General features: G+C 62.1%; 34 protein-coding genes. All 34 read left to right on the forward strand.

Annotated elements, in window-relative coordinates; all coding sequences use genetic code 11:
• Window positions 1-157 precede the first annotated feature (157 nt).
• Window positions 158-4,333, forward strand: coding sequence for a DNA-directed RNA polymerase subunit beta' (gene rpoC, locus KIO76_RS12990; RefSeq protein WP_213323668.1), 4,176 nt, complete (start codon window positions 158-160; stop codon window positions 4,331-4,333).
• Between the two features lie 503 nt (window positions 4,334-4,836).
• Entirely contained in the window at window positions 4,837-5,208 is a 372-nt protein-coding gene (gene rpsL / locus KIO76_RS12995) for a 30S ribosomal protein S12 (protein WP_110375519.1), read from the forward strand.
• 78 nt (window positions 5,209-5,286) lie between these two features.
• Window positions 5,287-5,757, forward strand: coding sequence for a 30S ribosomal protein S7 (gene rpsG / locus KIO76_RS13000; protein WP_213323669.1), 471 nt, complete (start codon window positions 5,287-5,289; stop codon window positions 5,755-5,757).
• Window positions 5,758-5,787: 30 nt separating this feature from the next.
• Window positions 5,788-7,857, forward strand: coding sequence for an elongation factor G (gene fusA, locus KIO76_RS13005; protein ID WP_213323670.1), 2,070 nt, complete (start codon window positions 5,788-5,790; stop codon window positions 7,855-7,857).
• A 55-nt stretch (window positions 7,858-7,912) separates the two neighbouring features.
• Window positions 7,913-9,103, forward strand: coding sequence for an elongation factor Tu (tuf, locus tag KIO76_RS13010; protein WP_213323660.1), 1,191 nt, complete (start codon window positions 7,913-7,915; stop codon window positions 9,101-9,103).
• A gap of 80 nt (window positions 9,104-9,183) precedes the next feature.
• A complete protein-coding gene (gene rpsJ / locus KIO76_RS13015; protein ID WP_213323671.1) occupies window positions 9,184-9,492 on the forward strand; it encodes a 30S ribosomal protein S10 in 309 nt (102 codons plus the stop codon).
• Window positions 9,493-9,541: 49 nt separating this feature from the next.
• Window positions 9,542-10,264: a 50S ribosomal protein L3 gene (gene rplC, locus KIO76_RS13020; RefSeq protein WP_213323672.1), complete on the forward strand. Its 723-nt coding sequence runs from the start codon at window positions 9,542-9,544 to the stop codon at window positions 10,262-10,264.
• Window positions 10,264-10,884, forward strand: a complete 621-nt coding sequence (rplD, locus tag KIO76_RS13025) for a 50S ribosomal protein L4 (protein ID WP_213323673.1) — start codon at window positions 10,264-10,266, stop codon at window positions 10,882-10,884. Before rplC ends, rplD begins: the two co-directional genes overlap by 1 nt.
• The gene (locus tag KIO76_RS13030; RefSeq protein ID WP_213323674.1) at window positions 10,881-11,192 is read left to right on the forward strand and encodes a 50S ribosomal protein L23; all 312 of its coding nucleotides are present in this window, start codon (window positions 10,881-10,883) and stop codon (window positions 11,190-11,192) included. Before rplD ends, KIO76_RS13030 begins: the two co-directional genes overlap by 4 nt.
• Before the next feature lie 21 nt (window positions 11,193-11,213).
• Window positions 11,214-12,053: a 50S ribosomal protein L2 gene (gene rplB / locus KIO76_RS13035; RefSeq protein WP_213323675.1), complete on the forward strand. Its 840-nt coding sequence runs from the start codon at window positions 11,214-11,216 to the stop codon at window positions 12,051-12,053.
• A gap of 10 nt (window positions 12,054-12,063) precedes the next feature.
• The gene (gene rpsS, locus KIO76_RS13040; protein WP_213323676.1) at window positions 12,064-12,342 is read left to right on the forward strand and encodes a 30S ribosomal protein S19; all 279 of its coding nucleotides are present in this window, start codon (window positions 12,064-12,066) and stop codon (window positions 12,340-12,342) included.
• Between the two features lie 2 nt (window positions 12,343-12,344).
• Window positions 12,345-12,737 (forward strand): 50S ribosomal protein L22, encoded by a 393-nt coding sequence (gene rplV, locus KIO76_RS13045; RefSeq protein WP_213323677.1) that lies wholly within the window; start codon window positions 12,345-12,347, stop codon window positions 12,735-12,737.
• A gap of 10 nt (window positions 12,738-12,747) precedes the next feature.
• On the forward strand, window positions 12,748-13,458 hold the full coding sequence (gene rpsC, locus KIO76_RS13050) for a 30S ribosomal protein S3 (RefSeq protein ID WP_213323678.1): 711 nt from the start codon (window positions 12,748-12,750) through the stop codon (window positions 13,456-13,458).
• A 20-nt stretch (window positions 13,459-13,478) separates the two neighbouring features.
• Window positions 13,479-13,892, forward strand: a complete 414-nt coding sequence (gene rplP, locus KIO76_RS13055; protein WP_213323679.1) for a 50S ribosomal protein L16 — start codon at window positions 13,479-13,481, stop codon at window positions 13,890-13,892.
• 10 nt (window positions 13,893-13,902) lie between these two features.
• Window positions 13,903-14,118 (forward strand): 50S ribosomal protein L29, encoded by a 216-nt coding sequence (gene rpmC / locus KIO76_RS13060; protein WP_213323680.1) that lies wholly within the window; start codon window positions 13,903-13,905, stop codon window positions 14,116-14,118.
• Window positions 14,119-14,128: 10 nt separating this feature from the next.
• Window positions 14,129-14,371: a 30S ribosomal protein S17 gene (gene rpsQ, locus KIO76_RS13065; RefSeq protein ID WP_213323681.1), complete on the forward strand. Its 243-nt coding sequence runs from the start codon at window positions 14,129-14,131 to the stop codon at window positions 14,369-14,371.
• A gap of 103 nt (window positions 14,372-14,474) precedes the next feature.
• Complete coding sequence (rplN, locus tag KIO76_RS13070) at window positions 14,475-14,843, forward strand: 50S ribosomal protein L14 (RefSeq protein ID WP_019403813.1); 369 nt, start codon at window positions 14,475-14,477, stop codon at window positions 14,841-14,843.
• The gene (gene rplX, locus KIO76_RS13075; RefSeq protein ID WP_213323682.1) at window positions 14,843-15,160 is read left to right on the forward strand and encodes a 50S ribosomal protein L24; all 318 of its coding nucleotides are present in this window, start codon (window positions 14,843-14,845) and stop codon (window positions 15,158-15,160) included. The genes rplN and rplX overlap by 1 nt, the downstream gene beginning before the upstream one ends.
• The gene (gene rplE, locus KIO76_RS13080; RefSeq protein ID WP_249729592.1) at window positions 15,153-15,728 is read left to right on the forward strand and encodes a 50S ribosomal protein L5; all 576 of its coding nucleotides are present in this window, start codon (window positions 15,153-15,155) and stop codon (window positions 15,726-15,728) included. The genes rplX and rplE overlap by 8 nt, the downstream gene beginning before the upstream one ends.
• Window positions 15,729-15,761: 33 nt before the next feature.
• Complete coding sequence (gene rpsN, locus KIO76_RS13085) at window positions 15,762-16,067, forward strand: 30S ribosomal protein S14 (protein WP_213323683.1); 306 nt, start codon at window positions 15,762-15,764, stop codon at window positions 16,065-16,067.
• A 13-nt stretch (window positions 16,068-16,080) separates the two neighbouring features.
• Entirely contained in the window at window positions 16,081-16,479 is a 399-nt protein-coding gene (rpsH, locus tag KIO76_RS13090; protein ID WP_213323684.1) for a 30S ribosomal protein S8, read from the forward strand.
• A gap of 35 nt (window positions 16,480-16,514) precedes the next feature.
• Complete coding sequence (rplF, locus tag KIO76_RS13095) at window positions 16,515-17,048, forward strand: 50S ribosomal protein L6 (RefSeq protein ID WP_213323685.1); 534 nt, start codon at window positions 16,515-16,517, stop codon at window positions 17,046-17,048.
• A 10-nt stretch (window positions 17,049-17,058) separates the two neighbouring features.
• On the forward strand, window positions 17,059-17,421 hold the full coding sequence (gene rplR, locus KIO76_RS13100) for a 50S ribosomal protein L18 (protein ID WP_213323686.1): 363 nt from the start codon (window positions 17,059-17,061) through the stop codon (window positions 17,419-17,421).
• Window positions 17,422-17,603: 182 nt separating this feature from the next.
• The gene (gene rpsE / locus KIO76_RS13105; RefSeq protein ID WP_213323687.1) at window positions 17,604-18,173 is read left to right on the forward strand and encodes a 30S ribosomal protein S5; all 570 of its coding nucleotides are present in this window, start codon (window positions 17,604-17,606) and stop codon (window positions 18,171-18,173) included.
• 13 nt (window positions 18,174-18,186) lie between these two features.
• Window positions 18,187-18,399, forward strand: coding sequence for a 50S ribosomal protein L30 (gene rpmD / locus KIO76_RS13110; RefSeq protein WP_213323688.1), 213 nt, complete (start codon window positions 18,187-18,189; stop codon window positions 18,397-18,399).
• An 11-nt stretch (window positions 18,400-18,410) separates the two neighbouring features.
• A complete protein-coding gene (gene rplO, locus KIO76_RS13115; protein ID WP_213323689.1) occupies window positions 18,411-18,890 on the forward strand; it encodes a 50S ribosomal protein L15 in 480 nt (159 codons plus the stop codon).
• An 84-nt stretch (window positions 18,891-18,974) separates the two neighbouring features.
• On the forward strand, window positions 18,975-20,315 hold the full coding sequence (secY, locus tag KIO76_RS13120) for a preprotein translocase subunit SecY (protein ID WP_213323690.1): 1,341 nt from the start codon (window positions 18,975-18,977) through the stop codon (window positions 20,313-20,315).
• The gene (locus KIO76_RS13125) at window positions 20,312-20,893 is read left to right on the forward strand and encodes an adenylate kinase (protein ID WP_213323691.1); all 582 of its coding nucleotides are present in this window, start codon (window positions 20,312-20,314) and stop codon (window positions 20,891-20,893) included. Before secY ends, KIO76_RS13125 begins: the two co-directional genes overlap by 4 nt.
• Before the next feature lie 219 nt (window positions 20,894-21,112).
• Window positions 21,113-21,481, forward strand: a complete 369-nt coding sequence (rpsM, locus tag KIO76_RS13130; RefSeq protein WP_110375493.1) for a 30S ribosomal protein S13 — start codon at window positions 21,113-21,115, stop codon at window positions 21,479-21,481.
• 154 nt (window positions 21,482-21,635) lie between these two features.
• A complete protein-coding gene (gene rpsK / locus KIO76_RS13135; protein ID WP_213323692.1) occupies window positions 21,636-22,025 on the forward strand; it encodes a 30S ribosomal protein S11 in 390 nt (129 codons plus the stop codon).
• A 229-nt stretch (window positions 22,026-22,254) separates the two neighbouring features.
• On the forward strand, window positions 22,255-23,271 hold the full coding sequence (locus KIO76_RS13140) for a DNA-directed RNA polymerase subunit alpha (RefSeq protein WP_213323693.1): 1,017 nt from the start codon (window positions 22,255-22,257) through the stop codon (window positions 23,269-23,271).
• 126 nt (window positions 23,272-23,397) lie between these two features.
• Window positions 23,398-23,823: a 50S ribosomal protein L17 gene (gene rplQ, locus KIO76_RS13145; protein WP_213323694.1), complete on the forward strand. Its 426-nt coding sequence runs from the start codon at window positions 23,398-23,400 to the stop codon at window positions 23,821-23,823.
• A gap of 320 nt (window positions 23,824-24,143) precedes the next feature.
• Window positions 24,144-24,734, forward strand: a complete 591-nt coding sequence (locus KIO76_RS13150; RefSeq protein WP_213323695.1) for an ankyrin repeat domain-containing protein — start codon at window positions 24,144-24,146, stop codon at window positions 24,732-24,734.
• A gap of 86 nt (window positions 24,735-24,820) precedes the next feature.
• Window positions 24,821-26,224 (forward strand): Do family serine endopeptidase, encoded by a 1,404-nt coding sequence (locus KIO76_RS13155; protein WP_213323696.1) that lies wholly within the window; start codon window positions 24,821-24,823, stop codon window positions 26,222-26,224.
• Window positions 26,225-26,250 lie beyond the last annotated feature (26 nt).

Genomic DNA, 26,250 nt, shown 5'->3' on the forward strand with positions numbered 1-26,250 from the left:
GGCCCGGTCGTCAAGGCGATAGGAGGCTGCGGATGTCCCCGGATATGCGCAGCCCGCCGATCCCAAGTTTTGCAATGGGCCTGAGGCAGGCTCGACGGATATTTGGCCGGCAGGAGCAGAAAAGCGGCGCTCCAATCCCGGCTTGAAGGAGACGGCGATGAATCAAGAGGTCATGAATCTCTTCAATACCCAGGCTCCTGCGCAGACCTTCGATCAGATCAAGATATCGATCGCGAGCCCGGAAAAGATTCTGTCCTGGTCCTTCGGCGAGATCAAAAAGCCGGAGACGATCAACTACCGGACGTTCAAGCCCGAGCGTGACGGCTTGTTCTGCGCGCGCATCTTCGGGCCGATCAAGGATTACGAGTGCTTGTGCGGCAAGTACAAGCGCATGAAGTACAAAGGCGTCATCTGCGAGAAGTGCGGCGTCGAAGTTACCCTGGCGCGCGTGCGGCGCGAGCGCATGGGCCATATCGAGCTCGCGGCTCCCGTTGCCCACATCTGGTTCCTGAAGTCGCTGCCGTCGCGCATCGGCCTTCTGCTCGACATGACGCTGAAGGATCTCGAGCGCATTCTGTACTTCGAGTACTATGTCGTCATCGAGCCGGGCCTTACCCCCCTGAAGGAGCGTCAACTCCTCTCGGAGGAAGAGTACCTGCGCGCGCAGGAAGAGTATGGCGATGACTCGTTCACGGCGCTGATCGGCGCCGAGGCTATCCGCGAGATCCTGCGCAGCCTCGACCTCGACAAGATCGCAACGGACCTGCGCCACGAGATCGCGACGACGACCTCGGAGCTGAAGCCCAAGAAGCTGATGAAGCGCCTCAAGATCATTGAGGCGTTCCAGATGTCCGGCAACAAGCCGGAATGGATGATCCTGACGGTGATCCCCGTGATCCCCCCGGATATCCGTCCGCTCGTGCCGCTGGACGGTGGCCGCTTCGCGACGTCCGATCTCAATGATCTCTACCGTCGTGTGATCAACCGCAACAACCGCCTGAAGCGACTCATCGAGCTGCGCGCGCCTGACATCATCATCCGCAACGAGAAGCGCATGCTTCAGGAAGCGGTTGATGCGCTGTTCGATAACGGCCGTCGTGGCCGCGTCATCACGGGCGCCAACAAGCGCCCGTTGAAGTCGCTCGCCGACATGCTCAAGGGCAAGCAGGGCCGGTTCCGCCAGAACCTCCTCGGCAAGCGCGTCGACTATTCCGGCCGTTCGGTCATCGTGGTCGGCCCGGAGATGAAGCTGCATCAGTGCGGCCTGCCAAAGAAGATGGCGCTGGAGCTTTTCAAGCCCTTCATCTACGCGCGTCTCGACGCCAAAGGCCTCTCCGCGACCGTCAAGCAGGCGAAGAAGCTCGTCGAGAAGGAAAAGCCGGAGGTTTGGGATATCCTCGACGAGGTTATCCGTGAGCACCCGGTGATGCTGAACCGTGCTCCGACGCTCCACCGTCTCGGTATTCAGGCCTTCGAGCCGGTGCTGATCGAGGGCAAGGCGATCCAGCTGCATCCGCTCGTCTGTGCGGCCTTCAACGCCGACTTCGACGGCGACCAGATGGCGGTGCACGTGCCGTTGTCGCTTGAAGCGCAGCTCGAGGCGCGTGTGCTGATGATGTCGACCAACAACATCCTGCACCCGGCCAACGGTCAGCCGATCATCGTGCCGTCCCAGGACATCGTGCTTGGCCTTTATTATCTGTCGATCATTGCCGAGGGCGAGCCTGGTCAGGGCAAAACCTTCTCCGATATCGGCCAGCTCGAGCACGCGATCGCTGCGAAGGTCGTGACCTACCACACGAAGATCCGCTTCCGCTGGCAGGGGATCGACGAGGACGGTCGCGCTTTCACCAAGATCTACGACACTACGCCCGGTCGCGTGATCCTGTCGCGCATCCTGCCGAAGCATCCGAGCCTGCCCTTCGACGTCGTGAACAAGCTCATGACGAAGAAGGAAATCTCGAACATGATCGACGCCGTCTACCGCAATTGCGGTCAGAAGGAATCGGTCATCTTCTGCGATCGCATCATGAGCCTCGGTTTCTACCATGCGTTCCGCGCCGGCATTTCGTTCGGCAAAGACGACATGCTGATCCCAGAGAACAAGTGGGGCATCGTGGAAGAGACGCGCGCGCTCGTGAAGGAGTTCGAGCAGCAGTACAACGATGGCCTGATCACGCAGGGCGAGAAGTACAACAAGGTCGTCGATGCCTGGGGTAAGTGCTCGGCTCGCCTTGCCGACGAGATGATGGCGCGTATCTCCGCGACCCAGAAGGACGAGAACGGCCGCGATAAGCAGGTCAACTCGATCTATATGATGGCGCACTCCGGTGCCCGTGGTTCGCGTGAGCAGATGCGCCAGCTCGGCGCCATGCGTGGCCTGATGGCCAAGCCGTCGGGCGAGATCATCGAGAGCCCGATCATCTCGAACTTCAAGGAAGGCCTCGACGTTCTCGAGTACTTCAACTCGACCCACGGTGCCCGTAAGGGTCTCGCTGACACGGCGCTCAAGACGGCGAACTCGGGCTACCTGACCCGCCGCCTGGTGGACGTGGCACAGGATGCCGTCATCCGTGAGCCGGACTGCGGCTCCGAGCGTGGCATCCGCATGCGCGCCATCGTCGACGCCGGTCAGATCGTGGCGACGCTCGCCTCGCGCATCCTGGGCCGCACCGCGGTCGAGGATGTGATCGACAGCGAAGGCAACGTGCTGGTGCCGAAGGGCACCATGATCGAGGAATGGCACATCGAGCCGATCAACGCGGCCGGTGTCCAGGAAGTGAAGATCCGCTCGGTGCTGACCTGCGAGTCGCGTGTCGGCGTCTGCGCGACCTGCTACGGACGCGATCTTGCCCGTGGCACGCCCGTCAACCACGGCGAGGCTGTCGGCGTCATTGCCGCGCAGTCGATCGGCGAGCCGGGCACGCAGCTCACGATGCGTACGTTCCACATCGGCGGCGCCGCGCAGATTGCCGACTCATCGTTCCTCGAGACGAACTTCGAGGGCGAGGTGAAGCTGCGCAACCGCAACGTGGCACGTAACTCCGATGGCGACCTCATCGCCATGGGCCGCAACGTCGCCGTGGTGCTCCATGGTCCGGATGGGCAGGAGAGGGCGGTTCACCGGGTCCAGTACGGTGCACGCTTGAAGGTCGATGACGGTGACCATGTGAAGCGCGGCCAGCGCATCGCGGAGTGGGATCCCTACACCCGGCCGATCCTGTCGGAGGTGGACGGCACGGTTGCCTTCGAAGACCTGGTTGAAGGTGGCTCGATCACCGAGACGGTCGACGAGGCGACGGGTATCGCCAAGCGCGTCGTTATCGACTGGCGCGGCTCGGCGAGGACCTCGGATCTGCGTCCGGCCATTGTCGTGCTGGACGCGGACGGCAAGGTCGCGAAGCTGGCACGCGGTGGCGAGGCACGTTGGTTGCTGCCTGTCGATGGCATCATCGCCGTCGATCCCGGCAACAAGGTGAAGGCGGGCGACGCGCTTGCGCGTATCCCGACGGACAGCGCCAAGACCCGCGACATCACGGGTGGTCTGCCGCGCGTCGCAGAACTCTTCGAGGCCCGTCGTCCGAAGGATGCAGCCATCATCGCCGAGAAGTCGGGCACGATCTCCTTCGGGCGCGACTACAAGAACAAGCGGCGCCTGACGCTGTCGCCGCATGACGGTTCCGAGGCGGTCGAGTATCTGATCCCGAAGGGTAAGCACATCCATCTGCAGGATGGCGACATCGTCGAGGTCGGGGACTTCATCGTCGACGGTAACCCCGCTCCGCATGACATCCTTGCGATCAAGGGCGTCGAGGAACTGGCCGCCTATCTCGTGAACGAGATCCAGGAGGTCTACCGCTTGCAGGGCGTGAACATCAACGACAAGCACATCGAGGTGATCGTTCGCCAGATGCTGCAGAAGGTCGAGATCGACGAGCCCGGCGATTCGGAATTCCTGCAAGGCGAGCAGGTCGATCGCATGGAGCTCGCCGAGGCGAACGAGAAGCTGGAGGCCGAGGGCAAGAAGATTGCTGCAGGCACCCCTGTCCTTCTCGGAATCACCAAGGCGAGCCTGCAGACCAGGTCCTTCATCTCGGCGGCTTCGTTCCAGGAGACCACCCGCGTTCTCACTGAGGCGGCGGTCAATGGTAAGGCCGACGCGCTCGAGGGCTTGAAGGAAAATGTGATCGTCGGTTCGCTGATTCCGGCGGGTACTGGTGCCTTGGCAACACGCCTGCGTGAGATTGCGCAGCGTCGCGACGATCTCATCCTGGCCCAGCGGGTCTCGGAGAATCAGGCGGTGGTTCGGCCGGAACTGCCGGCTGCCGAGTAAAGGAGACGTATCCGCTGTTCCGCCGGAACGCGGATATCCTAAGTGGCTGGAAGGGCGCCGTGGATTCACGGCGCTCTTTCTCATTGGACAGACTACCGGCAACTTGGCTGCCGCAGGTGCGCTTTGCGGGGCAAAACAGGTAATTTTCTGTTGACGCGCAGGGCCTGTGAGTCTAAAAGCACCCCACTCAGGCAGGCAGTAGGCGCTCGCTGATCGGAACGACTCGTTCGACGTATGGGCCCTAAACGCTGCTAATTTAGCACCAACTGACTGCCGGCGAAGCTGGTGGAGTTAGACCTGGGGCAAGATCGCGTTGCGAAGGCGACGTGGTCCTCTGCATGCGCTTCGCGCCTTAAGCTTAACAGGCTCAGGGCGCGAGTTGTTGTGCGTGGTTTTTAGTTTTGTGCTGATGCACGGTGAATTGGTGCTTGTCCTCCCTTGGAGTTGGCGGCGCCGAACAGGGCCAAAGGTCGTTACGGCGGCCGAAGCGAGAGAACGAGAGCATGCCGACGATCAACCAGTTGATCAGCAAGCCGCGGGTGGCGCCCAAGAGCCGTAACAAGGTTCCTGCGCTGGAGGCTTGCCCTCAGAAGCGCGGCGTTTGCACGCGTGTTTACACGACCACGCCGAAGAAGCCGAACTCGGCTCTTCGTAAGGTCGCCAAGGTCCGGTTGACGAATGGCTTTGAGGTGATCGGCTACATTCCGGGTGAGGGGCATAACCTCCAGGAGCACTCGGTCGTGATGATCCGTGGCGGCCGCGTGAAGGACCTTCCGGGCGTTCGCTATCACATCCTGCGCGGTGTCCTCGATACCCAGGGCGTGAAGAACCGCAAGCAGCGCCGTTCGAAGTACGGCGCCAAGCGGCCGAAGTAATCGTACCGGTTTTGCCGGTTGAACAGGGGGCGCCTCGGGCTGCCCCGTTGACGAAATGCCAAGTTAAGGACGAGCGACATGTCCCGTCGTCACAGTGCCGAGAAGCGCGAGATCATTCCGGACCCGAAGTTCGGTGACATCGTCGTTACGAAGTTCATGAACTCGATCATGCGCGACGGCAAGAAGTCGGCCGCTGAAGCGATCGTCTATGGTGCGTTCGACATCATCGAGCAGAAGCTGAAGAGCGAACCGCTCGGCGTGTTCAAGCAGGCCCTCGAGAACGTGGCTCCGGCCATCGAGGTGCGTTCCCGCCGTGTCGGCGGTGCGACCTATCAGGTTCCGGTCGAGGTTCGCACGGACCGTCGTCAGGCGCTGGCCATCCGCTGGCTGATCCAGGCCGCCCGGTCGCGGAACGACAAGACCATGGTTGAGCGCCTTTCGTCTGAACTGATGGACGCCTCGAGCAATCGCGGCAGCGCCGTGAAAAAGCGCGAGGATACGCACCGGATGGCCGAGTCCAACCGTGCCTTCTCGCATTATCGCTGGTAACGAGCGCAAGCCGTCGAGGGAATAGCTGTTATGGCCCGCACCCACGCCATCGAAGACTACCGCAATTTCGGCATCATGGCCCACATTGATGCCGGAAAGACGACGACGACCGAGCGTATTCTGTTCTTCACCGGCAAGAACCATAAGATCGGCGAGACCCACGAGGGCGCCGCGACGATGGACTGGATGGCGCAGGAGCAGGAGCGCGGTATCACGATCACGTCGGCTGCGACCACGTGCTTCTGGCGCGGAAGCCGGCTGAACATCATCGATACCCCCGGCCACGTCGACTTCACCATTGAAGTCGAGCGTTCGCTGCGCGTGCTCGACGGCTGCGTATGCGTGCTGGACGGCAGCCAGGGCGTCGAGCCCCAGACCGAGACGGTATGGCGCCAGGCTGACAAGTACGACGTTCCTCGTATCGTGTTCGTCAACAAGATGGACAAGGTCGGCGCGGACCTCTTCAAATGCGTAGACTCGATCATCGATCGCGTCGCCGGCAAGCCCGTGTGCCTGCAGCTTCCGCTTGGCTCGGAAGGTGGTTTCTACGGCGTCGTTGATCTGATCAGCATGAAGGCGCTGGTTTGGGAGGGTGACTCCCTGAACCCGGTCGAGCAGGACATTCCCGCCGATCTCGCCGACAAGGCGAAGGACTATCGCACGCGCCTCATCGAAGCGTCGGTCGAGCTCGACGATGACGCGATGACCGCCTATCTCGACGGCCAGGAGCCGGATGCCGCAACGCTGCGCCGCCTCGTGCGTCTTGGCGTTCAGAAGCGCGCCTTCCATCCCGTGATGTGCGGTTCCGCCTTCAAGAACAAGGGCGTGCAGCCTCTTCTTGATGCGGTTGTCGACTATCTTCCGTCCCCGGTGGATCGTGGCGCGATCAAGGGCATCGATCCGCGGACCGAGGAGCCGCTGGAGCGGCTGCCGACGGATGCCGACCCCTTCTCCATGCTCGCCTTCAAGATCATGGACGATCCTTTCGTCGGTACCATCACGTTCTGCCGCGTCTATTCCGGTTCGGTCGAGGCGGGTGCCTCCATCATGAACTCGACGCGCGACAAGAAAGAGCGTGTCGGCCGCATGCTGCTGATGCACGCGAACAACCGCGAGGACATCAAGGAAGCTTTCGCTGGTGACATCGTGGCGCTGGCGGGCCTCAAGGAAGTGCGCACCGGCGATACGCTCTGCGATCCGCTGAAGCCCGCGATCCTCGAGAAGATGGAATTCCCTGAGCCGGTCATCGAGATCGCCATCGAGCCGAAGACCAAGACGGACCAGGAGAAGCTCGGCATCGCACTTTCCAAGCTTGCTGCCGAGGATCCCTCCTTCCGCGTTTCGACCGACAGCGAGTCCGGCCAGACCATTCTCAAGGGAATGGGCGAGCTTCATCTCGACATCAAGGTCGATATCCTGAGGCGCACCTACAAGGTCGATGCCAACATCGGCGCGCCGCAGGTCGCCTACCGTGAGAAGATCACGAAGAAGACCGAGATCGACTACACGCACAAGAAGCAGACCGGCGGTACAGGCCAGTTCGCTCGCGTGAAGTTCATCATCGAGCCGAATGAAACCGGTGCCGGTTATGAATTTGAGTCGAAGATCGTCGGCGGTTCGGTGCCGAAGGAATACATCCCCGGCGTCGAGAAGGGCCTCAACAGCGTGCTGGGTGCCGGCGTTCTGGCTGGCTTCCCGGTGGTCGACCTCAAAATTCAGCTGATCGACGGCGCTTTCCACGAAGTCGACTCGTCGGCTCTCGCCTTCGAAATCGCCTCTCGTGCGGCGTTGCGTGAAGGCCTTCAGAAGGGTGGCTCGGTCCTGCTCGAGCCGATCATGAAGGTCGAAGTCGTGACCCCCGAAGACTACACTGGTTCCGTCATCGGCGATCTCAATTCTCGCCGTGGACAGATCCAGGGCCAGGATATGCGTGGCAATGCCGTGGTGATCAACGCCATGGTCCCGCTGGCGAATATGTTTGGCTACGTGAATACCCTGCGCTCCATGAGCCAGGGCCGTGCGACCTACACCATGCAGTTCGACCACTACGAGCAGGTGCCGCAGGCGGTCGCCGCCGAGGTTCAGGCGAAGTACGCCTGAGCTGTGATCCGCAACCAACGACGCAAAACGTCGAGTTCCTGTCAGGAGCCCTACGATGGCCAAAGAGAAGTTTGAGCGGACGAAGCCGCACTGCAACATCGGGACGATTGGTCACGTTGACCATGGCAAGACGTCGTTGACGGCGGCGATCACGAAGGTCCTGGCTGAGTCTGGCGGTGCAGCGTTCACGGCGTATGACCAGATTGACAAGGCGCCTGAGGAGAAGGCGCGCGGGATCACGATCTCGACGTCGCATGTTGAGTACGAGACGAAGAACCGTCACTACGCGCATGTGGACTGCCCCGGCCACGCGGACTACGTGAAGAACATGATCACGGGCGCGGCGCAGATGGACGGCGCGATCCTGGTTGTGTCGGCGGCTGACGGCCCGATGCCGCAGACGCGCGAGCACATCCTTCTGGCGCGCCAGGTTGGCGTTCCGGCGCTGGTGGTGTTCCTGAACAAGGTCGACATGGTGGACGACGCGGAGCTTCTCGACCTGGTCGAGCTTGAGGTTCGCGAGCTTCTGTCGAAGTACGAGTTCCCCGGCGACGACATCCCGGTGGTGCGTGGTTCGGCGCTGTGCGCGCTGGAAGACCGCGAGCCGACGATCGGGCATGACGCGGTGCTCGAGCTGATGACGCAGGTCGATGCCTATATTCCGCAGCCGGAGCGTCCGGTTGACCTGCCGTTCCTGATGCCGGTCGAGGACGTGTTCTCGATCTCGGGTCGTGGCACGGTTGTGACGGGCCGCGTTGAGCGCGGGATCGTGAAGGTCGGCGAGGAAATCGAGATCGTCGGCCTGAAGGCGACGGTCAAGACGACGGTTACGGGCGTGGAGATGTTCCGCAAGCTCCTTGACCAGGGTCAGGCGGGCGACAACATCGGGGCGCTGCTGCGCGGCACGAAGCGCGAGGACGTTGAGCGCGGGCAGGTGCTGTGCAAGCCGGGTTCGGTGAAGCCGCACACGAAGTTCAAGGCGGAAGCCTACATCCTGACGAAGGAAGAGGGTGGTCGCCACACGCCGTTCTTCACGAACTATCGTCCGCAGTTCTACTTCCGGACGACGGACGTGACGGGTGTCGTGACGTTGCCGGAAGGCACCGAGATGGTGATGCCTGGGGACAACGTGACGATGGAAGTCGTGCTGATCGTTCCGATCGCCATGGAAGAGAAGCTTCGCTTCGCGATCCGCGAAGGTGGCCGCACGGTTGGCGCCGGCGTGGTCGCCTCCATCATCGAGTAAGACACCAGCAACACCAGGCGAACGCGCGATGAAAACGCGTGTTCGCCTGCGTCGCCGGAATTTGGCCCGAGGGCGTTGTCATGACTAACCAGAATATCCGTATCCGCCTCCAGGCGTTCGATCACGACGCTCTCGACGCTTCGGCGAAGGAGATCGTGTCGACCGCGAAGCGGACGGGGGCGCAGGTGCGGGGGCCGATTCCTTTGCCGACGCGTATTGAGAAATTCACGGTGAACCGTTCGCCGCACATCGACAAGAAGTCGCGCGAGCAGTTCGAGATGCGTACCCATAAGCGCGTTCTCGACATCGTTGAGCCGACGCCGCAGACGGTCGACGCTCTTATGAAGCTCGACCTCGCCTCCGGCGTTGAAGTCGAAATTAAGCTCTGACCCTCCGCTACGGTTGGTTGGTTCCTGGAACGCCTTAGAGGATCCGCTCATGCGCTCAGGCGTGATCGCACAAAAAGTTGGGATGACACGCGTCTTCACGGACGCGGGTGAGCACGTCCCTGTTACGGTTCTGAAGCTTGACGCCTGCCAGGTGGTCGCGCACCGGACCGTTGATACGAACGGCTATACCGCGCTGCAGGTCGGCATCGGCAAGGCCAAGGTGAAGAACGTCTCGAAGGCTGAGCGCGGTCGTTTCGCCGTCGCCACCGTCGAGCCGAAGAAGAAGCTCGCCGAGTTTCGCGTTGATCCCCAGCACGTCATTCCGGTGGGTGCGGAGATCACAGCGGATCACTTCGTTGTCGGTCAGTTCGTCGACGTGACGGGCACGACGACCGGTAAGGGTTTCGCCGGCGGCATGAAGCGCTGGAACTTCGGTGGTCTCCGTGCGAGCCATGGCGTGTCTATCTCGCACCGCTCGATCGGTTCGACCGGTGGTCGCCAAGACCCCGGCAAGACGTTCAAGAACAAGAAGATGCCTGGGCATCTCGGTGTCGAGCGCGTGACCACGCAGAACCTGCGCATCGTGCAGACGGACGTGGAGCGTGGGCTCATTCTGGTTGAAGGTGCTGTGCCGGGCGTGTCCGGCGGCTGGATATTGGTACGTGACGCGGTGAAGCGTAAGCTGCCGAAGGAAGCGCCGCTTCCCGGCGCGTTCCGCGAGCCGAAGTCCGCGGCTGTTCCGGCGGAAGCCGAGGGACAGGAGAACGCGTGATGAAACTCGATGTGACCACGCTCGACGGCTCGGCTGCCGGCACGATCGATCTCGACGAGACGATCTTCGGTCTTGAGCCGCGCGTCGACCTTATTCATCGCTATGTGCGCTGGCAGCTCGCCAAGCGTCAGGCCGGGACGCACAAGTCCCTCGGCCGCGCCGAGATCGCTCGCACCGGCAAGAAGCTGTACCGCCAGAAGGGCACCGGCAACGCCCGTCATGGTGCGGCCCGCGCTCCGCAGTTCCGCGGCGGCGGCAAGGCGTTCGGCCCGGTGGTGCGCGATCATGCGCATGATCTGCCGAAGAAGGTGCGCGCCCTGGCGCTGCGCCACGCTCTTTCGGCGAAGGCGAAGGACGGTGCGATCGTCGTGCTGGACAAGGCCAGTGTGGCGGAGCCCAAGACCAAGGCGCTGAAGGCGAGCTTCGGCAAGCTCGGTTTCGCCAGCGTACTCGTCGTGGACGGCGCCGAGCTCGAGACGAATTTCCGCCTCGCGGCCCGCAACATCCCGAATGTTGATGTGCTGCCGGTTCAGGGCATCAACGTTTATGACATCCTGCGGCGTGAGAAGCTCGTTCTGACGAAGGCCGCCATCGACGCGTTGGAGGCGCGCTTCAAATGAGCAAGGCTCCCATCGCACTGGATCCGCGACACTATGACGTGATCGTCGGACCGGTCATCACCGAGAAGGCTACGACGGCGTCGGAGCACAACAAGGTGGTGTTCAAGGTCGCTGGCAAGGCGACGAAGCCGCAGATCAAGGCGGCTGTCGAGAAGTTGTTCGACGTTAAGGTGCTCAGCGTGAATACGCTGGTCACCAAGGGCAAGGTAAAGCGGTTCCGCAATACACTCGGCCAGCGTTCGGACGTGAAGAAGGCGGTTGTCACCCTCGCCGAGGGTCACAGCGTCGACGTGACGACGGGCCTTTGAGGCGGGTGAAGGACTGATCCGATGGCTTTGAAATCCTTCAAACCGGTTACTCCGAGCCAGCGTCAGCTGGTGATCGTCGATCGTTCGGAGCTCTACAAGGGCAAGCCGGTCAAGACGCTGACTGAGGGCAAGTCGTCCGCAGGCGGCCGCAACAACACCGGGCGGGTGACCGTCCGCTTCCGTGGTGGTGGGCACAAGCGCACTTACCGTATCATCGACTTCAAGCGTCGCGAGCGCCTGGAGCAGCCGGGTGTCGTCGATCGGGTCGAATACGATCCGAACCGCACGGCCTTCATCGCTCTCGTCAAGTACGAGGATGGCGGGCTTGCCTACATCCTCGCACCGCAGCGCCTTGCCGTCGGCGATACCGTTGTCGCGGGCAATCAGGTCGACATTAAGCCCGGCAATGCGATGCCTCTGGCGAACATGCCGGTCGGCACGATCGTGCACAACGTCGAGCTCAAGATCGGCAAAGGCGGCGCTCTTGCCCGCTCGGCCGGTACTTACGCTCAGATCGTCGGTCGTGACCAAGGCTATGTCATCGTTCGCCTGAACTCCGGTGAGCAGCGCCTGGTCCACGGTCAGTGCTTCGCCACGGTGGGCGCGGTGTCGAACCCGGACCACATGAATACCTCGGTCGGCAAGGCTGGTCGTTCGCGCTGGCTCGGACGGCGTCCTCACAACCGTGGTGTGACCATGAACCCGATCGACCACCCGCATGGTGGTGGTGAAGGGCGCACTTCGGGTGGCCGTCATCCGGTCACGCCGTGGGGCAAGCCGACCAAGGGCAAGAAGACCCGCGCCAACAAGCGGACTGATAGCTTCATCGTGACGTCGCGTCACCAGCGGAAGAAGAGATAAGGGGCGGGCGATGGCACGTTCGATCTGGAAGGGCCCGTTCTTCGACGGCTACCTCCTCAAGAAGGCCGAGGCAGCGCGTGCAGCCGCGCGCTCGGAAGTTATCAAGATCTGGAGCCGTCGCTCCACCATCTTGCCGCAGTTTGTGGGCCTGACTTTCGGCGTCCACAACGGCCAGAAGCACATTCCCGTCTTCGTCAGCGAGGAGATGGTCGGTCACAAGTTCGGTGAGTTCGCACCGACGCGGACCTTCCATGGCCATGCCGCCGACAAGAAGGCGAAGAGGAGATAGGCATGGGCAAGCCCGCAAATCCTCGCGCGCTGAAAGACAACGAGGCGAAGGCTGTTCTGCGCAATCTGCGCGTCAGCCCGCAGAAGCTCAATCTCGTCGCGGCTCTGATCCGCGGCAAGAAGGTGTCGACCGCCCTCGCGGATCTGGAATTCAGTCGCAAGCGTATTTCTGTCGACGTGCGCAAGACGCTCGAGAGCGCCATCGCCAATGCCGAGAACAACCACGACCTCGATGTCGACGATCTCGTCGTTGCCGAGGCCTTTGTTGGCAAGGGCTTGGTCATGAAGCGCTTCCACGCTCGTGCCCGCGGTCGCGGCGTGCGTATTGAAAAGCCTTTCTCGAACCTGACCATCGTGGTTCGGGAAGTGGCGCAAGAAACCGGCCGCGGAGCCTGAGGAGAGCGCGATGGGTCAGAAGGTCAATCCGATCGGTCTGCGGCTCGGCATCAACCGCACGTGGGATTCGCGTTGGTTCGCGGGCAAGATCGAGTATGGCAAGCTGTTGCACGAGGACATGGCGATCCGTCGCGCCCTCATGAAGCAGCTCAAGCAGGCGGCGGTCTCCAAGATCGTCATCGAGCGGCCGCACAAGAAGTGCCGCGTCACCATCTACTCGGCTCGTCCGGGCGTGGTGATCGGCAAGAAGGGCGCCGACATCGACAAGCTGCGCAAGACCGTGGCGAAGATGACGGACGCCGATGTGGCGATCAACATCATCGAAGTCCGCAAGCCGGAGATCGATGCCAAGCTCGTCGCAGAATCGATCGCGCAGCAGCTTGAGCGCCGTGTGGCATTCCGCCGCGCCATGAAGCGTGCCGTCCAGTCGGCCATGCGCCTGGGCGCAGAAGGCATTCGTATCAACTGTTCCGGGCGTCTCGGCGGTGCCGAGATTGCGCGTATGGAATGGTATCGCGAGGGTCGCGTGCCACTTCACACCTTGCGCGCGGACGTGGATTACGGTACGGCGACGGCCTTCACGACCTACGGGACGTGCGGAATCAAGGTGTGGATCTTCAAGGGCGAAATCCTTGAGCATGATCCGATGGCTCAGGACAAGCGTATGGCCGAGGAAAGCGGCGGCCAGCGCAGTCATGGCCGTAGAGAGGCTGCGGCGTAACGCCGCTTTAGGAGGCAGAGATGCTGCAGCCCAAGAAGACTAAGTTTCGTAAGCAGTTCAAGGGCCGTATTCACGGCACCGCGAAGGGTGGTACGAACCTCGATTTCGGCCAGTTCGGTCTCAAGGCTCTCGAGCCGGAGCGCGTGACTGCCCGGCAGATCGAAGCGGCGCGACGCGCTATCACGCGTCAGATGAAGCGCCAAGGCCGCGTGTGGATCCGGATTTTCCCGGATCTTCCCGTGACCGACAAGCCGACTGAAGTGCGTATGGGTAAGGGCAAGGGCTCCCCTGAATATTGGGCAGCGCGCGTCCATCCCGGCCGCATCATGTTCGAACTCGACGGCGTGCCGGAAGAGATTGCGCGCGAAGCGCTGCGTCTCGGTGCGGCTAAGCTGCCGATCCGGACGCGCTTCATCCAGCGCATTGCGGAGTGAGTGTTAGACGATGAAAACGAAGCAGCGTTTTTCCGACCTCACCGCGATGTCGGCTGACCAGCTCCAGGACGAACTTCTGAAGCTGAAGAAAGAGCAGTTCAATCTGCGCTTTCAGCGCGCGACGGGGCAGCTCGAGAGCACGGACCGTGTGAGGGTGGTGCGTCGCGACATAGCTCGCGTCAAGACTCTTCAGCAGCAGAAGCTCGCTGAAGCTCACAAGGTTTGAGGAGGCCGCCGTGCCGAAACGTGTATTGCAGGGCGTCGTCGTCAGCGACAAGCAGGACAAGACGATCGTCGTGAAGGTCGAGCGCCGTTTTACGCATCCGCTTCTCAAGAAGACGGTGCGTCGCTCGAAGAACTACCATGCCCACGATGAGGGCAATAAGTTCAAGGTCGGTGATACGGTGTGGATCGAGGAGACTCGTCCAATATCGAAACTCAAGACCTGGGTCGCCCTGGAAAACTCCGCGGCGTCCTGAGCACTATTGAAGAGAGGCGAGGGGACCGAAAGATCCCCGTCAGTCGTAGTCCGGCGGTGTGAGCTGCCGGAAACCGGTCTGAGACAGAGAAAGGATCGTTGCCATGATCCAGATGCAGACGAATCTTGACGTTGCCGACAATTCCGGCGCCCGTCGCGTCATGTGTATCAAGGTCTTGGGTGGCTCGAAGCGTAAGTATGCCGGCGTTGGCGACATCATCGTGGTGTCGGTCAAGGAGGCTATTCCGCGTGGCCGTGTGAAGAAGGGTGACGTGATGAAGGCGGTCGTCGTGCGCACCGCCAAGGACATCCGTCGCGCTGATGGCTCTGTGATTCGTTTCGATCGCAACGCTGCTGTGCTGATCAACAATCAGAAAGAGCCTGTTGGAACCCGTATCTTCGGGCCGGTTCCGCGTGAGCTGCGCGCCAAGAACCACATGAAGATCATCTCGCTCGCGCCGGAGGTGTTGTGATGGCCGCGAAGATCAAGAAGGGCGACAAGGTCGTCGTTCTCACCGGCCGCGACAAGGGCAAGTCGGGCGAGGTGGTGCAGGTTCTTCCCAAGGAAGAGCGCGCGCTGGTACGCGGCGTGAACCTGGTGAAGCGCCATCAGCGCCAGACGGCGAATTCAGAGGGCGGCATCATTTCCAAGGAAGCGCCGCTCCATCTGTCGAATATCGCGTTGGCGGACCCCAAGGACGGCAAGGCGACCCGCGTTGGGTTCAAGACTTTGGACGACGGGCGCAAGGTGCGTGTCGCCAAGCGTTCGGGAGAACTGATCGATGGCTGAGGCTGCTCAGGATCTCGGCGTCGGCTATGTGCCGCGCCTCAGGAAGCACTACGACGAAGTCATTCGTGAAAAGCTCGTCGAGGAGTTTGGCTACAAGAACCGGATGCAGGTTCCTACGATCGAGAAGATCGTTCTGAACATGGGCGTCGGTGAAGCTGTCAACGACTCCAAGAAGGCGTCGGTGGCGGCGGCTGATCTGGCGTTGATCGCCGGTCAGAAGCCTGTCGTGACCCGGGCCCGCAAGGCTATCGCGACCTTCAAGGTCCGCGAGAACATGCCGATCGGCGCCAAGGTGACGCTGCGCAAGGAGCGCATGTACGAGTTCATCGATCGTCTGGTGACGATCGCTCTGCCTCGCGTGCGTGACTTCCGTGGCCTCAACCCGAAGTCTTTCGACGGCCGTGGCAATTATGCTCTCGGAATCAAGGAGCACATCGTGTTCCCCGAGATCAACTACGATCGCGTCGAGCAGATCTGGGGTATGGACATTATCGTCTGCACCTCGGCGAAGACCGATGATGAAGCGCGTGCGCTTCTCAAGCACTTCAACTTCCCGTTCCGGCAGTGAGATTGTTCTCATACGCGGACACCGGAGATCAATATGGCTAAGAAGAGTTCAATCGAGAAGAACAAGCGGCGCGAGCGGCTTGTGAAGCAGTACGCGGGCAAGCGCGCTCGTCTGAAGGCGATCGCCAACGATCAGACGAAGTCGCCGGAAGAGCAGTTCGAGGCCCGGCTTAAGCTGGCTGAGCTGCCGCGCAACTCCAATCCGACACGGATCCGCAATCGTTGCGAGGTCACGGGTCGTCCGCGCGCGTTCTATCGCAAGCTCAAGATGTCGCGTATAGCGCTTCGCGAGCTGGGCTCGCAGGGGCTCGTCCCCGGCTTGGTCAAGTCGAGCTGGTAAGGGAGGATCTGCGATGTCGATCAATGATCCGCTAGGCGATATGCTCACCCGTATCCGCAACGCCCAGATGCGGCGCCGCGGCAAGGTGGGAACGCCGGGTTCCAGGCTGCGTGCACGTGTTCTCGATGTGCTCCAGCAGGAAGGCTATATTCGCGGCTATTCGACGACCGAGTACGGCAATGGCCGCACGGAGTTCGAGATCGAGCTGAAGTACTTCGATGGTACGCCCGTGATCCGTTCGATCCAGCGTGTGTCGAAGCCCGGCCGTCGTGTCTATGCTTCTGTCGATAACATGCCGCGCGTCGCGGATGGTCTCGGCATCACCATTCTCTCCACGCCTCGCGGCGTGATGGCCGATCACCAGGCCCGGGAGAATAACGTGGGCGGCGAAGTGCTCTGCAAGGTCTTCTGATCAGGCAGCACTGACAAACCACGGGAAAGACCATCATGTCTCGTATCGGTAAGAAACCAGTTCCTGTCCCGGCCGGCGTTACGGCGACCGTCGAAGGGCAGACTGTCAAGGTGAAGGGCTCGAAGGGCGAACTGTTCTTCGTTGTTCCTGACGACGTCTCGGTGGCGCTCAACGACGGCGAGGTCAAGGTCGACCCGCGTGACGAGACCAAGCGCGCCCGCGCGCTCTGGGGCATGTCGCGCAGCCAGGTCGAGAACCTGATCATTGGTGTGTCGAAGGGCTTCGAGAAGAAGCTCGAGATCACGGGTGTCGGTTACAAGGCCGCGGTCGCGGGCAAGGTTCTCAAGCTGTCGCTTGGCTACAGCCACGACATCGACTTCGAGATCCCCGCCGGGCTGACGATCACGACGCCGAAGCCAACGGAGATCGTCGTTGCCGGCATCGACAAGCAGAAGGTCGGCCAGGCTGCGGCTGAGATCCGCGAGTTCCGCGGTCCCGAGCCCTACAAGGGCAAGGGCGTGAAATACGCCAACGAGTTCATCTTCCGCAAGGAAGGCAAGAAGAAGTAAGGGGCCGACCATGGCGGAGAAACTCGGAACCACTGAGCGTCGCAAGGCGCGTGTTCGCCGCGCTTTGCGCGCTGCTGCGAACGGACGGCCGCGTTTGTCGGTGCACCGCTCCTCGAAGCAGATTTATGCCCAGGTCATCGACGATGAGGCCGGCCGTACGCTGGCTTCTGCGTCGTCCCTGGAGAAGGCTGTCCGCGAGCAGCTGAAGAGTGGCGCCAACGTTGAGGCGGCAGCCGCAATCGGTAAGCTGATTGCAGAGCGCGCGGTTGCAGCGGGCGTCAAGGACGTCATCTTCGATCGCGGCGCTTTCATCTATCACGGGCGCGTCAAGGCTCTGGCCGAAGCCGCGCGCGAAGGTGGCTTGAGCTTTTAATTTGACTTATTCAGGTCCACCGCGTCACCGGGGCTTGTGCGAAAGCAGGCAACCGGTTACGCGGTGGTCTTGTTTTTGGGAATCGCGGGCCGTGTTGTGCGCGATCCCCGCTCTGAAAGCGGCGGATTTGGTGTGGTTCGAAGCGAGCGGGGCCGCCGCCCTGCGAAAGTGGAGACAAAGGTATGGCGAGAGACCGTCAGCAGCCGCGTGACCGTGAGGAGCGCGACAGCGAGTTTGTAGATCGGTTGGTGCACATCAACCGTGTTGCCAAGGTCGTGAAGGGTGGCCGTCGTTTCGGCTTCGCCGCCCTCGTGGTCGTCGGCGATCAGAAGGGCCGGGTCGGTTTCGGCCATGGCAAGGCCCGCGAAGTTCCGGAAGCGATCCGCAAGGCGACTGAAGCGGCCAAGCGCGCTCTTGTGCGCATTCCCCTGAAGGAAGGCCGTACGCTGCATCACGACGTTGCCGGCCGCTGGGGCGCGGGCAAGGTCATCCTGCGCGCGGCTCCCGCCGGTACCGGCATCATTGCCGGTGGCCCGATGCGCGCGGTCTTTGAGACGCTCGGCATGCACGACGTCGTCGCGAAGTCGCTCGGTTCTTCGAACCCGTACAACCTGGTTCGCGCCACGATCGACGCGCTGAAGCGCGAAGACAGCCCGCGTTCCGTTGCGGCCCGCCGTGGCCTCAAGGTGTCCGCACTCCAGTCCCGTCGTCGCGACGCTGATATGAGCGACGCGGCCGGCGCCGAAGCGTGAGGAGGCTTGAACAATGGCTCAATCCTCTGGAAAGAAGACCGTCACGGTCGAGCAGATCGGTAGCCCGATCCGCCGCGTGGCCGCTCAGCGCGCGACGCTGATCGGACTTGGTCTCAACAAGCTTCACCGTCGTTCGGTTCTCGAGGACACACCGGCTGTCCGCGGGATGATCGACAAGGTTCGTCACCTCGTGCGCGTCGTTGAAGACACGCCGGCAGCAGGGTGAGGAGAATGTCGATGAAACTGACAGACATTCGCGATAATCCCGGCGCATCGAAGGGCCGCATGCGCGTCGGCCGCGGTATCGGCTCGGGCAAGGGCAAGACCGGTGGCCGTGGCGTCAAGGGGCAGAAGTCCCGTTCAGGCGTTGCCATCAAGGGTTTCGAGGGTGGGCAGATGCCTATCCATCGTCGGCTCCCGAAGCGCGGCTTCTGGAATCCCTTCCGGCGGGACCTCAACGAGGTTAACGTCGGCCGGGTTCAAGCCGCGGTGGACGCGGGCAAGCTCGATGCGGCGAGCCCTGTCACCCTGGAAGGTTTGATCGCCGCGGGCGTCGTTTCGAAGGCGCGCGACGGGGTCAAGATCCTGGGGCAGGGCGAATTGACCTCGAAGCTTATCTTCGAGGTTGCGGGCGCATCGAAGTCAGCGATCGCCGCTATCGAGAAGGTGGGCGGCTCGGTTAAAATTCTGAGCGCTGCAGCACCTGCAGAAGCGTAGGCGAACCCCTATCTAAGCCTGTGGCGGCGGGGCACCCTCGGGTTGGCCGGCGCCGCCACGAAGCCTTTGCGGGATTGATCATCGATGGCGTCGGCAGCCGAACAGCTTGCAGCAAATCTCAACTTCGGGGCTCTGGCTAAGGCCGAGGAACTCAAGAAGCGCATCTGGTTTACGCTGGGTGCGCTTCTCGTGTATCGGCTTGGCACCTATATCCCTCTTCCCGGCATCAATCCGGAGGCGGTCGCCGAGCTTTTCCGCCAGACGCAGGGTGGCGTCCTCGGGCTGTTCAACATGTTCTCGGGCGGAGCGGTTAGCCGTATGGCTATCTTCTCGCTCAACATCATGCCCTACATCTCGGCATCGATCATCATCCAGCTGCTAACGAGTGTCGTCCCCACGCTCGAGGCCCTCAAGAAGGAGGGCGAGCAGGGGCGTAAGGTCATCAATCAGTATACCCGCTACCTCACTGTCATTCTCGCGGTCTTCCAGGCTTACGGAATTTCGATCGGCCTCGAGGGCTCCGGAAACATGGTTTCCGATCCGGGCATGTTCTTCCGGATCACGACGGTCATCACCCTGACCGGTGGCACCATGTTCCTGATGTGGCTCGGTGAGCAGATCACGTCACGGGGCATCGGTAACGGGACGTCGCTGATCATCTTCGCAGGCATTGTCGCGGAACTGCCGCAGGCTATCGCCGGGACCCTCGAGCTCGGCCGCCAAGGCGCGGTGTCGACTGGCCTCATCCTTGGCGTCATTGTGATGGCGATCGCCTGTATCGCGCTGATCGTGTATATGGAGCGCGCCCAGCGTCGCCTGCTCATCAATTATCCGAAGCGCCAGGTTGGCAATAAGCTGTACGAGGGCCAGAGCTCCTTCCTGCCGCTGAAACTGAACACCGCCGGCGTCATTCCGCCGATCTTCGCGTCGTCCCTGCTTCTGTTGCCGACGACCTTCGCGAGCTTCTCGCAATCGCAGGGCGGGGGAACGGGCATCCTGGCGACGCTGTCGACCTACCTGGCGCACGGTCGGCCGCTCTATATGATCTTGTATGTCCTGTTGATCGTGTTCTTCGCCTTCTTCTACACGGCGATCGTGTTCAACCCGAACGAGACGGCGGACAACCTCAAGAAGCATGGCGGCTTCATTCCCGGCATCCGCCCCGGAGAGCGCACGGCACAATACATCGACTATGTGTTGACGCGCATTACGGTGGTCGGCGCGGCCTACCTCGCTTTGATCTGCTTGATTCCCGAAGTCCTGATTTCCTATGCGGCGCTTCCCTTCTATTTTGGCGGCACATCGCTGCTGATCGTGGTCAGCGTCACGATGGACACGGTCGCCCAGGTGCACGGGCATCTGCTGGCCCATCAGTATGAAGGGCTCATCAAGAAGTCGAAGTTGAAGGGGGCAAGGCGCAAATGAGACTGATCCTACTCGGACCTCCTGGTGCCGGTAAGGGTACGCAGGCGGCGCGTCTGGTGGAACGCCACGGAATTCCGCAGCTCTCGACAGGCGATATGCTGCGGGCGGCGGTTGCAGCCAGAACTCCCGTGGGCCTGCAGGCGAAGGAGTTGATGGATCAGGGCGCGCTGGTGCCTGACGATCTCGTCGTTTCGATCGTCGCCTCCCGCATCGATGAACCGGACGCGCGCAAGGGCTTCATCCTCGATGGTTTTCCGAGGACGGTGGGACAGGCTGACGCTCTGGACAGGATGCTCGAGCAGAAAGGCATGCAGCTCGATGCGATCATCGAGCTCAAGGTCGATGAGGGCATTCTCGTCGATCGGATCGTCCGGCGTGCCAAAGAGGCCGAGGAGCGGGGCGAGCCGGTGCGTCGCGACGACAATCCAGAGGTGTTCCGCACGAGGCTTGACGCCTACAGGCAGCAGACCGCTCCGCTGACCGACTATTATGGCAGCAAGGGTACCTTGCGGACCGTGGACGGAATGGCGCCTATCGATGATGTCACCACGGCGATTCGCCAGATCGTGGGTGGCTGAATCGATAGATAAGGTTGACGAAACTTGTATGAACGCCTAAAGACAGGAATCTGCCGACGTTAGTCTGTGACCGAGCCGGTGTCCTGAGCAAAGGGGTGCCGGCCGGTGTTGTCGTGTGGGCCGTTCGCAAGACTATTCCTCCGGGGATCCCTGGAGTTGGCACATTATCGAACCGCATGAAGCTCCGGCTTCGATGTTAAGGGTTGAGGAGACTGGAACGTGGCCCGTATCGCAGGCGTCAACATTCCGACGAACAAGCGCGTGGTGATCGCGCTGCAGTATATTCATGGCATCGGTGCCAAGAAGGCGCAGGAGATCAGCGAGAAGGTCGGTATCCCGGCCGATCGTCGTGTGAACCAGCTGACCGACCAGGAAGTGCTGCAGATTCGCGAGACCATCGACCGTGACTATCTGGTCGAGGGTGATCTCCGTCGCGATGTGTCGATGAACATCAAGCGGCTGATGGATCTTGGCTGCTACCGTGGCCTGCGTCACCGCCGCAGCCTTCCGGTTCGCGGCCAGCGCACGCACACCAACGCGCGCACCCGCAAGGGCAAGGCCAAGCCGATCGCCGGCAAGAAGAAGTAATCGGTTGCGGGCGCGCTGCTCGTCTGTCGGTTAGGTCGATTGACCCCAGGCCCTCCGGGTGTCTGGGGTGGTTCTTATGGTTGCCGGGCATTCCGGCAGTTATCCCGAGCGCCTGGTATCACGGGCGCGCTTGAAGGATTGGATAGAAGAGACAATGGCAAGAGAAGTCGCCCGCGTCCGCCGTCGCGAACGTAAAAACATCGTGTCTGGCGTCGCCCATGTGATCGCCTCGTTCAACAACACGATGATCACCATCACCGATGCGCAGGGCAACACGATCTCGTGGTCGTCTGCCGGTTCGATGGGTTTCAAGGGTTCGCGCAAGTCGACGCCCTATGCTGCGCAGGTCGCGGCTGAAGATGCGGCGCGCAAGGCTGCCGAGCATGGCATGCGTATGCTCGAGGTCGAGGTGTCGGGTCCTGGTTCGGGACGTGAGTCGGCGCTCCGTGCGCTGCAGTCGGTCGGCTTCACCGTCACCTCGATCCGTGACGTCACGCCGATCCCGCATAACGGTTGCCGTCCGCGCAAGCGTCGTCGCGTCTGACGCGGTCGCGGGCTTATCGCTTTCGATCGAGCCGGGCGTCATATCGGGCGGACCCGGCTTTCGTCGGATCGGATATGTCGCAGACCGGTGAATTCATGCGGTTCGGATATCAGACTTGACTGACATTCGAGCCGCCAAGGCAGTGCAGACTGTCGCATAACGTTGGCTTTGGTTGGACGGAGCGATTGGATGGCGCCGTTTGATCTTTGGACTGGCATGAGGTGCGGTCGTGATCCAGAAGAATTGGCAAGAACTGATCAAGCCGAGCAAGCTTGACGTCACCCCCGGAGACGATCCGAAGCGGATTGCGACCGTGGTCGCCGAGCCGCTGGAACGCGGGTTCGGTCTGACGCTCGGAAATGCCTTGCGCCGGGTTCTGTTGTCGTCGCTGCAGGGCGGCGCCGTGACGGCCGTCCATATTGACGGCGTCCTGCACGAGTTTTCATCGATCGCCGGTGTGCGCGAGGACGTCACCGACATCGTTCTCAACATCAAGATGGTTTCCATTAAGATGCAGGGCGAGGGCCCGAAGCGCATGGCGCTGCGCAAGCAGGGCCCCGGACCGGTCTTCGCTGGCGATATCGCGACCGTTGGCGACGTGCAGATCCTCAATCCGGAGCTCGTGCTGTGCACGCTCGATGACGGCGCTGAGATCCGCATGGAGTTCACGGTCAACACCGGCAAGGGCTATGTCCCGGCGGAGCGTAACCGTCCCGAGGACGCGCCGATCGGCCTCATCGCCGTTGACGCCCTGTACAGCCCCGTCAAGAAGGTCTCCTACCGGGTCGAGAACACCCGCGAGGGCCAGATCCTCGACTATGACAAGCTGACCATGACGGTCGAGACTAACGGCTCGGTATCCGCCGAGGACGCGGTCGCTTATGCCGCCCGTATCCTTCAGGACCAGCTTGCTGTCTTCGTTAATTTCGAGGAGCCGCGCCGCGAGGAGACCTCGATCTCCACGCCGCAGCTGCCTTTCAACCCGGCTCTCCTCAAGAAGGTGGACGAGCTCGAGCTGTCGGTGCGCTCCGCGAATTGCCTGAAGAACGACAACATCGTCTACATCGGCGACCTGATCCAGAAGACGGAAGCCGAGATGCTGCGGACACCGAACTTCGGCCGGAAGTCTCTGAACGAGATCAAGGAAGTGCTGGCCTCGATGGGGCTGCACCTCGGCATGGAAGTAACTGGCTGGCCGCCGGACAACATCGAAGAGCTCGCGAAGCGCTTCGAAGAGCACTACTGATCACTAGGGCGTCGGCCTCACGCCGGCTCCTTCATGAAGCACGCTGCCGGGGCCGATAGGTGGCCCCCGGATATCAGCAGCGGCCGTTCCGTGGCACGGCGGCCGTACAATCAAGGAGATAGCCAGATGCGTCACGGTTTCGCTCACCGCCGGTTCAACCGCACCGCTGAACACCGCAAGGCGATGTTCGCCAACATGTCTGCCGCGCTCATCAAGCATGAGCAGATCGTCACGACGCTCCCGAAGGCGAAGGACCTCCGTCCGGTCGTCGAGAAGCTCATCACGCTCGGCAAGCGCGGTGATCTGCATGCGCGCCGTCAGGCGATTGCGCAGGTTCGCGACGTGGCCATCGTGAAGAAGCTGTTTGACGTGCTCGGCCCGCGCTACAAGGAGCGCAATGGCGGTTACACCCGCGTGCTCAAGGCCGGCTTCCGTTACGGCGATGGCGCGCCGATGGCCGTGATCGAGTTTGTCGATCGCGACGTTGATGCGAAGGGTCTGGATTCCGGCCCGAGCCAGAAGGACGAGGTCGTCGAGAACGACGCGGCGTAATCCGCACCGGATACGAGATTGATCGGAAGGGCGGCTTCGAGCCGCCCTTTTGCTTTTCAGCGGACGACGTCGCCCAGGCTTATTCGGCTTGAACGTGATTGTCAGGTCCCGTGCACGCCGACGAGCCTCCCTTTATCTTTAAGCGAGGCAGGTCGGCGACAGACAGGCTTGCTCTGAAGGGATCAGCAGGTGCAAGGGGACACCGCATGAGGCTCAATCGTCGGTCGTTGTTGGCTGTGCCCGCCCTCGGGTTCGTAGCAGCCGCGCTGGGACGGGCGGTCAGCGGAACCCCAGCTTCCGGAGCGACGGGAAGGGATGCGATGACGGAGAGCTTTCTGAAGGCCGCGGCGCGCGGCGACACAGGGACCTTGCGCCGTCTTATCGGTGAGGGTGCCCCGGTCGACAGCCGCGACGGACGCGGCCGCACGGCGCTCCTTCTTGCGACGATCGCTGACGCGCCCGAAGCCGCACGTCTCCTGATCGCGTCTGGCGCGGATGTGAACGCGCAGGATGACCAACTGGACAGTCCCTATCTCTATGCAGGGGCGGCGGGGCGCCTGGAGATCCTCAAGATGACGCTGGCGGCGGGCGCCAATCTCGGAAGCACGAATCGCTACGGCGGCACGGCTTTGATCCCAGCCTGCGAACGCGGCCATGTGGCGGTGGTGAAGCTGCTGCTGGAGAGCGGCGTTGACGTGGACCATGTCAATCGGCTCGGCTGGACGGGCCTGCTCGAGGCCGTGATCCTTGGTAATGGCGGGCCAGCGCATATCGAGATCGTGCAGCTGCTGGTTGATGAAGGTGCCGACGTCAACCTTGCGGATCGCGATGGGGTGACGCCTTTGCAGCACGCGCGGCGCAAGGGGCAGGCCGAGATCGTTAGGATTCTTGAACGCGCCGGCGGCCGCTGAGGAGAGGCAAATGCGCCAGACTGCCGCGCTTTGCGCGCAATCTCGGAGCAGCATATAGCTCTGGCACGACAACAGGAATTTTGCCGATGCTTCGTACTTTCGCTTGTGCTTCAGCGCTCGCCTTGTTGCTGACGTCGTTGCCGGCAACAGCCCAGCAGCGCACGGTGCCCGAGAACCGCGCCCAGGTGCAGTTCTCGCTGTCGCCCGTGGTCAAGCAGGTGACCCCCGCGGTGGTCAATGTCTATGGCGCGCGGGTTGAAAAGCGGCCGCAAAACCCTTTCTTCGACGATCCGTTCTTCCGGCGTTTTTTCGGCGATGACGGTTTCGGCGTGCCGCAGGACCGGGTGCAGCGCTCGCTCGGTTCCGGTGTGATCGTTGACGCGACTGGGCTCGTCATCACCAACAACCACGTCATCGAGAACATGACGGAGGTTAAGGTTGCCTTGGCGGACAAGCGCGAGTTCGAGGCGGAGATCGTGCTGCGCGACCCTCGCAGTGATCTCGCCGTGCTGCGGATGAAGGGTAAGGGGCCGTTCCCCACCGCACCGCTGGGCAGTGACGACACCATGGAAGTGGGCGACTTCGTCATCGCGATCGGCAATCCGTTCGGTGTCGGCCAGACCGTCACCCAGGGCATCGTCTCGGCGCTCGCCCGCACGCAGGTGGGTATCAGCGACTTCCAGTCCTTCATCCAGACCGACGCGGCGATCAATCCCGGCAATTCCGGTGGGCCGCTGGTCGATGCGACCGGACATGTGATCGGCATCAACACCGCGATCTTCTCGCGTTCCGGCGGCAGCATGGGCATCGGTTTCGCGGTGCCGGCGGCAATGGTGCGCACGGTTCTCGCCTCCGCCAAGGAGGGTGGCAAGTCGGTGCGGCGTCCCTGGTTCGGGGGACGGCTGCAGACGGTGTCGGCGGACATTGCAGAGAGCATGGGCATGGACCGGCCCACCGGGGCGCTGGTTGTCGCGATCCTGCCAGGCAGCCCGGCAGGTGCGGCCGGCCTCAAGGCGGGTGATGTGATCGTCGCGGTCGATGGGCAACCGGTCGAGGATCCAGACGGCTTCGGATACCGCTTCGCAACCCGACCCTTGGGAGGGCGCACAAGCCTCACCATCCTGCGCAGCGGCAAGCGTTCGGATGTTTCGTTGGAGCTCGCGGCAGCTCCGGAGAAGCCCGCCCGGGATCCCGTGACGATCGCCAGCAATTCGCCGCTCCGTGGCGCGACAATCGTCAATCTGTCGCCGGCCGTCGCGGAGGAGCTGTCACTCCAGGGGCTAGGCAAGGGCGTCGTGCTCCAAGAGCTTGAGCAGGGCTCCGCAGCGCAGCGCCTCGGCTTCCAGGCCGGAGACGCGATCCTGGCCGTCAACGGCAGGGAAGTCGAGACCACGCGTGACCTTGACAGTGCGATGCGCAGCCGCGCGAACTATTGGCAGATTACCATCAATCGCAAGGGACAGGTGTTCACCACCGTGTTCGGCGGCTGATCGGCGCGCTGTCACGCTCGCTAGGG

Origin of the sequence: Chelatococcus sp. YT9, from assembly GCF_018398315.1 — a bacterium.
In the GTDB taxonomy this organism is placed as follows: Bacteria; Pseudomonadota; Alphaproteobacteria; order Rhizobiales; family Beijerinckiaceae; genus Chelatococcus.

Excerpts from the sequence above, each read along its gene's own strand:
- KIO76_RS13125 (WP_213323691.1), top strand. The coding sequence starts at position 20,312 with ATGAGACTGATCCTACTCGGACCTCCTGGTGCCGGTAAGGGTACGCAG.
- KIO76_RS13030 (WP_213323674.1), top strand. The coding sequence starts at position 10,881 with ATGAGCAAGGCTCCCATCGCACTGGATCCGCGACACTATGACGTGATC.
- KIO76_RS13155 (WP_213323696.1), top strand. The coding sequence starts at position 24,821 with ATGCTTCGTACTTTCGCTTGTGCTTCAGCGCTCGCCTTGTTGCTGACG.
- rpoC (WP_213323668.1), top strand. The coding sequence starts at position 158 with ATGAATCAAGAGGTCATGAATCTCTTCAATACCCAGGCTCCTGCGCAG.
- rplO (WP_213323689.1), top strand. The coding sequence starts at position 18,411 with ATGAAACTGACAGACATTCGCGATAATCCCGGCGCATCGAAGGGCCGC.
- rpsH (WP_213323684.1), top strand. The coding sequence starts at position 16,081 with ATGTCGATCAATGATCCGCTAGGCGATATGCTCACCCGTATCCGCAAC.
- rplP (WP_213323679.1), top strand. The coding sequence starts at position 13,479 with ATGCTGCAGCCCAAGAAGACTAAGTTTCGTAAGCAGTTCAAGGGCCGT.
- rplF (WP_213323685.1), top strand. The coding sequence starts at position 16,515 with ATGTCTCGTATCGGTAAGAAACCAGTTCCTGTCCCGGCCGGCGTTACG.
- rplV (WP_213323677.1), top strand. The coding sequence starts at position 12,345 with ATGGGCAAGCCCGCAAATCCTCGCGCGCTGAAAGACAACGAGGCGAAG.
- rplE (WP_249729592.1), top strand. The coding sequence starts at position 15,153 with ATGGCTGAGGCTGCTCAGGATCTCGGCGTCGGCTATGTGCCGCGCCTC.
- rplB (WP_213323675.1), top strand. The coding sequence starts at position 11,214 with ATGGCTTTGAAATCCTTCAAACCGGTTACTCCGAGCCAGCGTCAGCTG.
- secY (WP_213323690.1), top strand. The coding sequence starts at position 18,975 with ATGGCGTCGGCAGCCGAACAGCTTGCAGCAAATCTCAACTTCGGGGCT.
- rpsJ (WP_213323671.1), top strand. The coding sequence starts at position 9,184 with ATGACTAACCAGAATATCCGTATCCGCCTCCAGGCGTTCGATCACGAC.
- rpmD (WP_213323688.1), top strand. The coding sequence starts at position 18,187 with ATGGCTCAATCCTCTGGAAAGAAGACCGTCACGGTCGAGCAGATCGGT.
- KIO76_RS13150 (WP_213323695.1), top strand. The coding sequence starts at position 24,144 with ATGACGGAGAGCTTTCTGAAGGCCGCGGCGCGCGGCGACACAGGGACC.
- rplD (WP_213323673.1), top strand. The coding sequence starts at position 10,264 with ATGAAACTCGATGTGACCACGCTCGACGGCTCGGCTGCCGGCACGATC.
- rplX (WP_213323682.1), top strand. The coding sequence starts at position 14,843 with ATGGCCGCGAAGATCAAGAAGGGCGACAAGGTCGTCGTTCTCACCGGC.
- rpsL (WP_110375519.1), top strand. The coding sequence starts at position 4,837 with ATGCCGACGATCAACCAGTTGATCAGCAAGCCGCGGGTGGCGCCCAAG.
- tuf (WP_213323660.1), top strand. The coding sequence starts at position 7,913 with ATGGCCAAAGAGAAGTTTGAGCGGACGAAGCCGCACTGCAACATCGGG.
- rplR (WP_213323686.1), top strand. The coding sequence starts at position 17,059 with ATGGCGGAGAAACTCGGAACCACTGAGCGTCGCAAGGCGCGTGTTCGC.
- rpmC (WP_213323680.1), top strand. The coding sequence starts at position 13,903 with ATGAAAACGAAGCAGCGTTTTTCCGACCTCACCGCGATGTCGGCTGAC.
- rpsK (WP_213323692.1), top strand. The coding sequence starts at position 21,636 with ATGGCAAGAGAAGTCGCCCGCGTCCGCCGTCGCGAACGTAAAAACATC.
- rplC (WP_213323672.1), top strand. The coding sequence starts at position 9,542 with ATGCGCTCAGGCGTGATCGCACAAAAAGTTGGGATGACACGCGTCTTC.
- rpsG (WP_213323669.1), top strand. The coding sequence starts at position 5,287 with ATGTCCCGTCGTCACAGTGCCGAGAAGCGCGAGATCATTCCGGACCCG.
- rpsC (WP_213323678.1), top strand. The coding sequence starts at position 12,748 with ATGGGTCAGAAGGTCAATCCGATCGGTCTGCGGCTCGGCATCAACCGC.
- rpsE (WP_213323687.1), top strand. The coding sequence starts at position 17,604 with ATGGCGAGAGACCGTCAGCAGCCGCGTGACCGTGAGGAGCGCGACAGC.
- rpsN (WP_213323683.1), top strand. The coding sequence starts at position 15,762 with ATGGCTAAGAAGAGTTCAATCGAGAAGAACAAGCGGCGCGAGCGGCTT.
- rplN (WP_019403813.1), top strand. The coding sequence starts at position 14,475 with ATGATCCAGATGCAGACGAATCTTGACGTTGCCGACAATTCCGGCGCC.
- rpsS (WP_213323676.1), top strand. The coding sequence starts at position 12,064 with ATGGCACGTTCGATCTGGAAGGGCCCGTTCTTCGACGGCTACCTCCTC.
- fusA (WP_213323670.1), top strand. The coding sequence starts at position 5,788 with ATGGCCCGCACCCACGCCATCGAAGACTACCGCAATTTCGGCATCATG.
- rplQ (WP_213323694.1), top strand. The coding sequence starts at position 23,398 with ATGCGTCACGGTTTCGCTCACCGCCGGTTCAACCGCACCGCTGAACAC.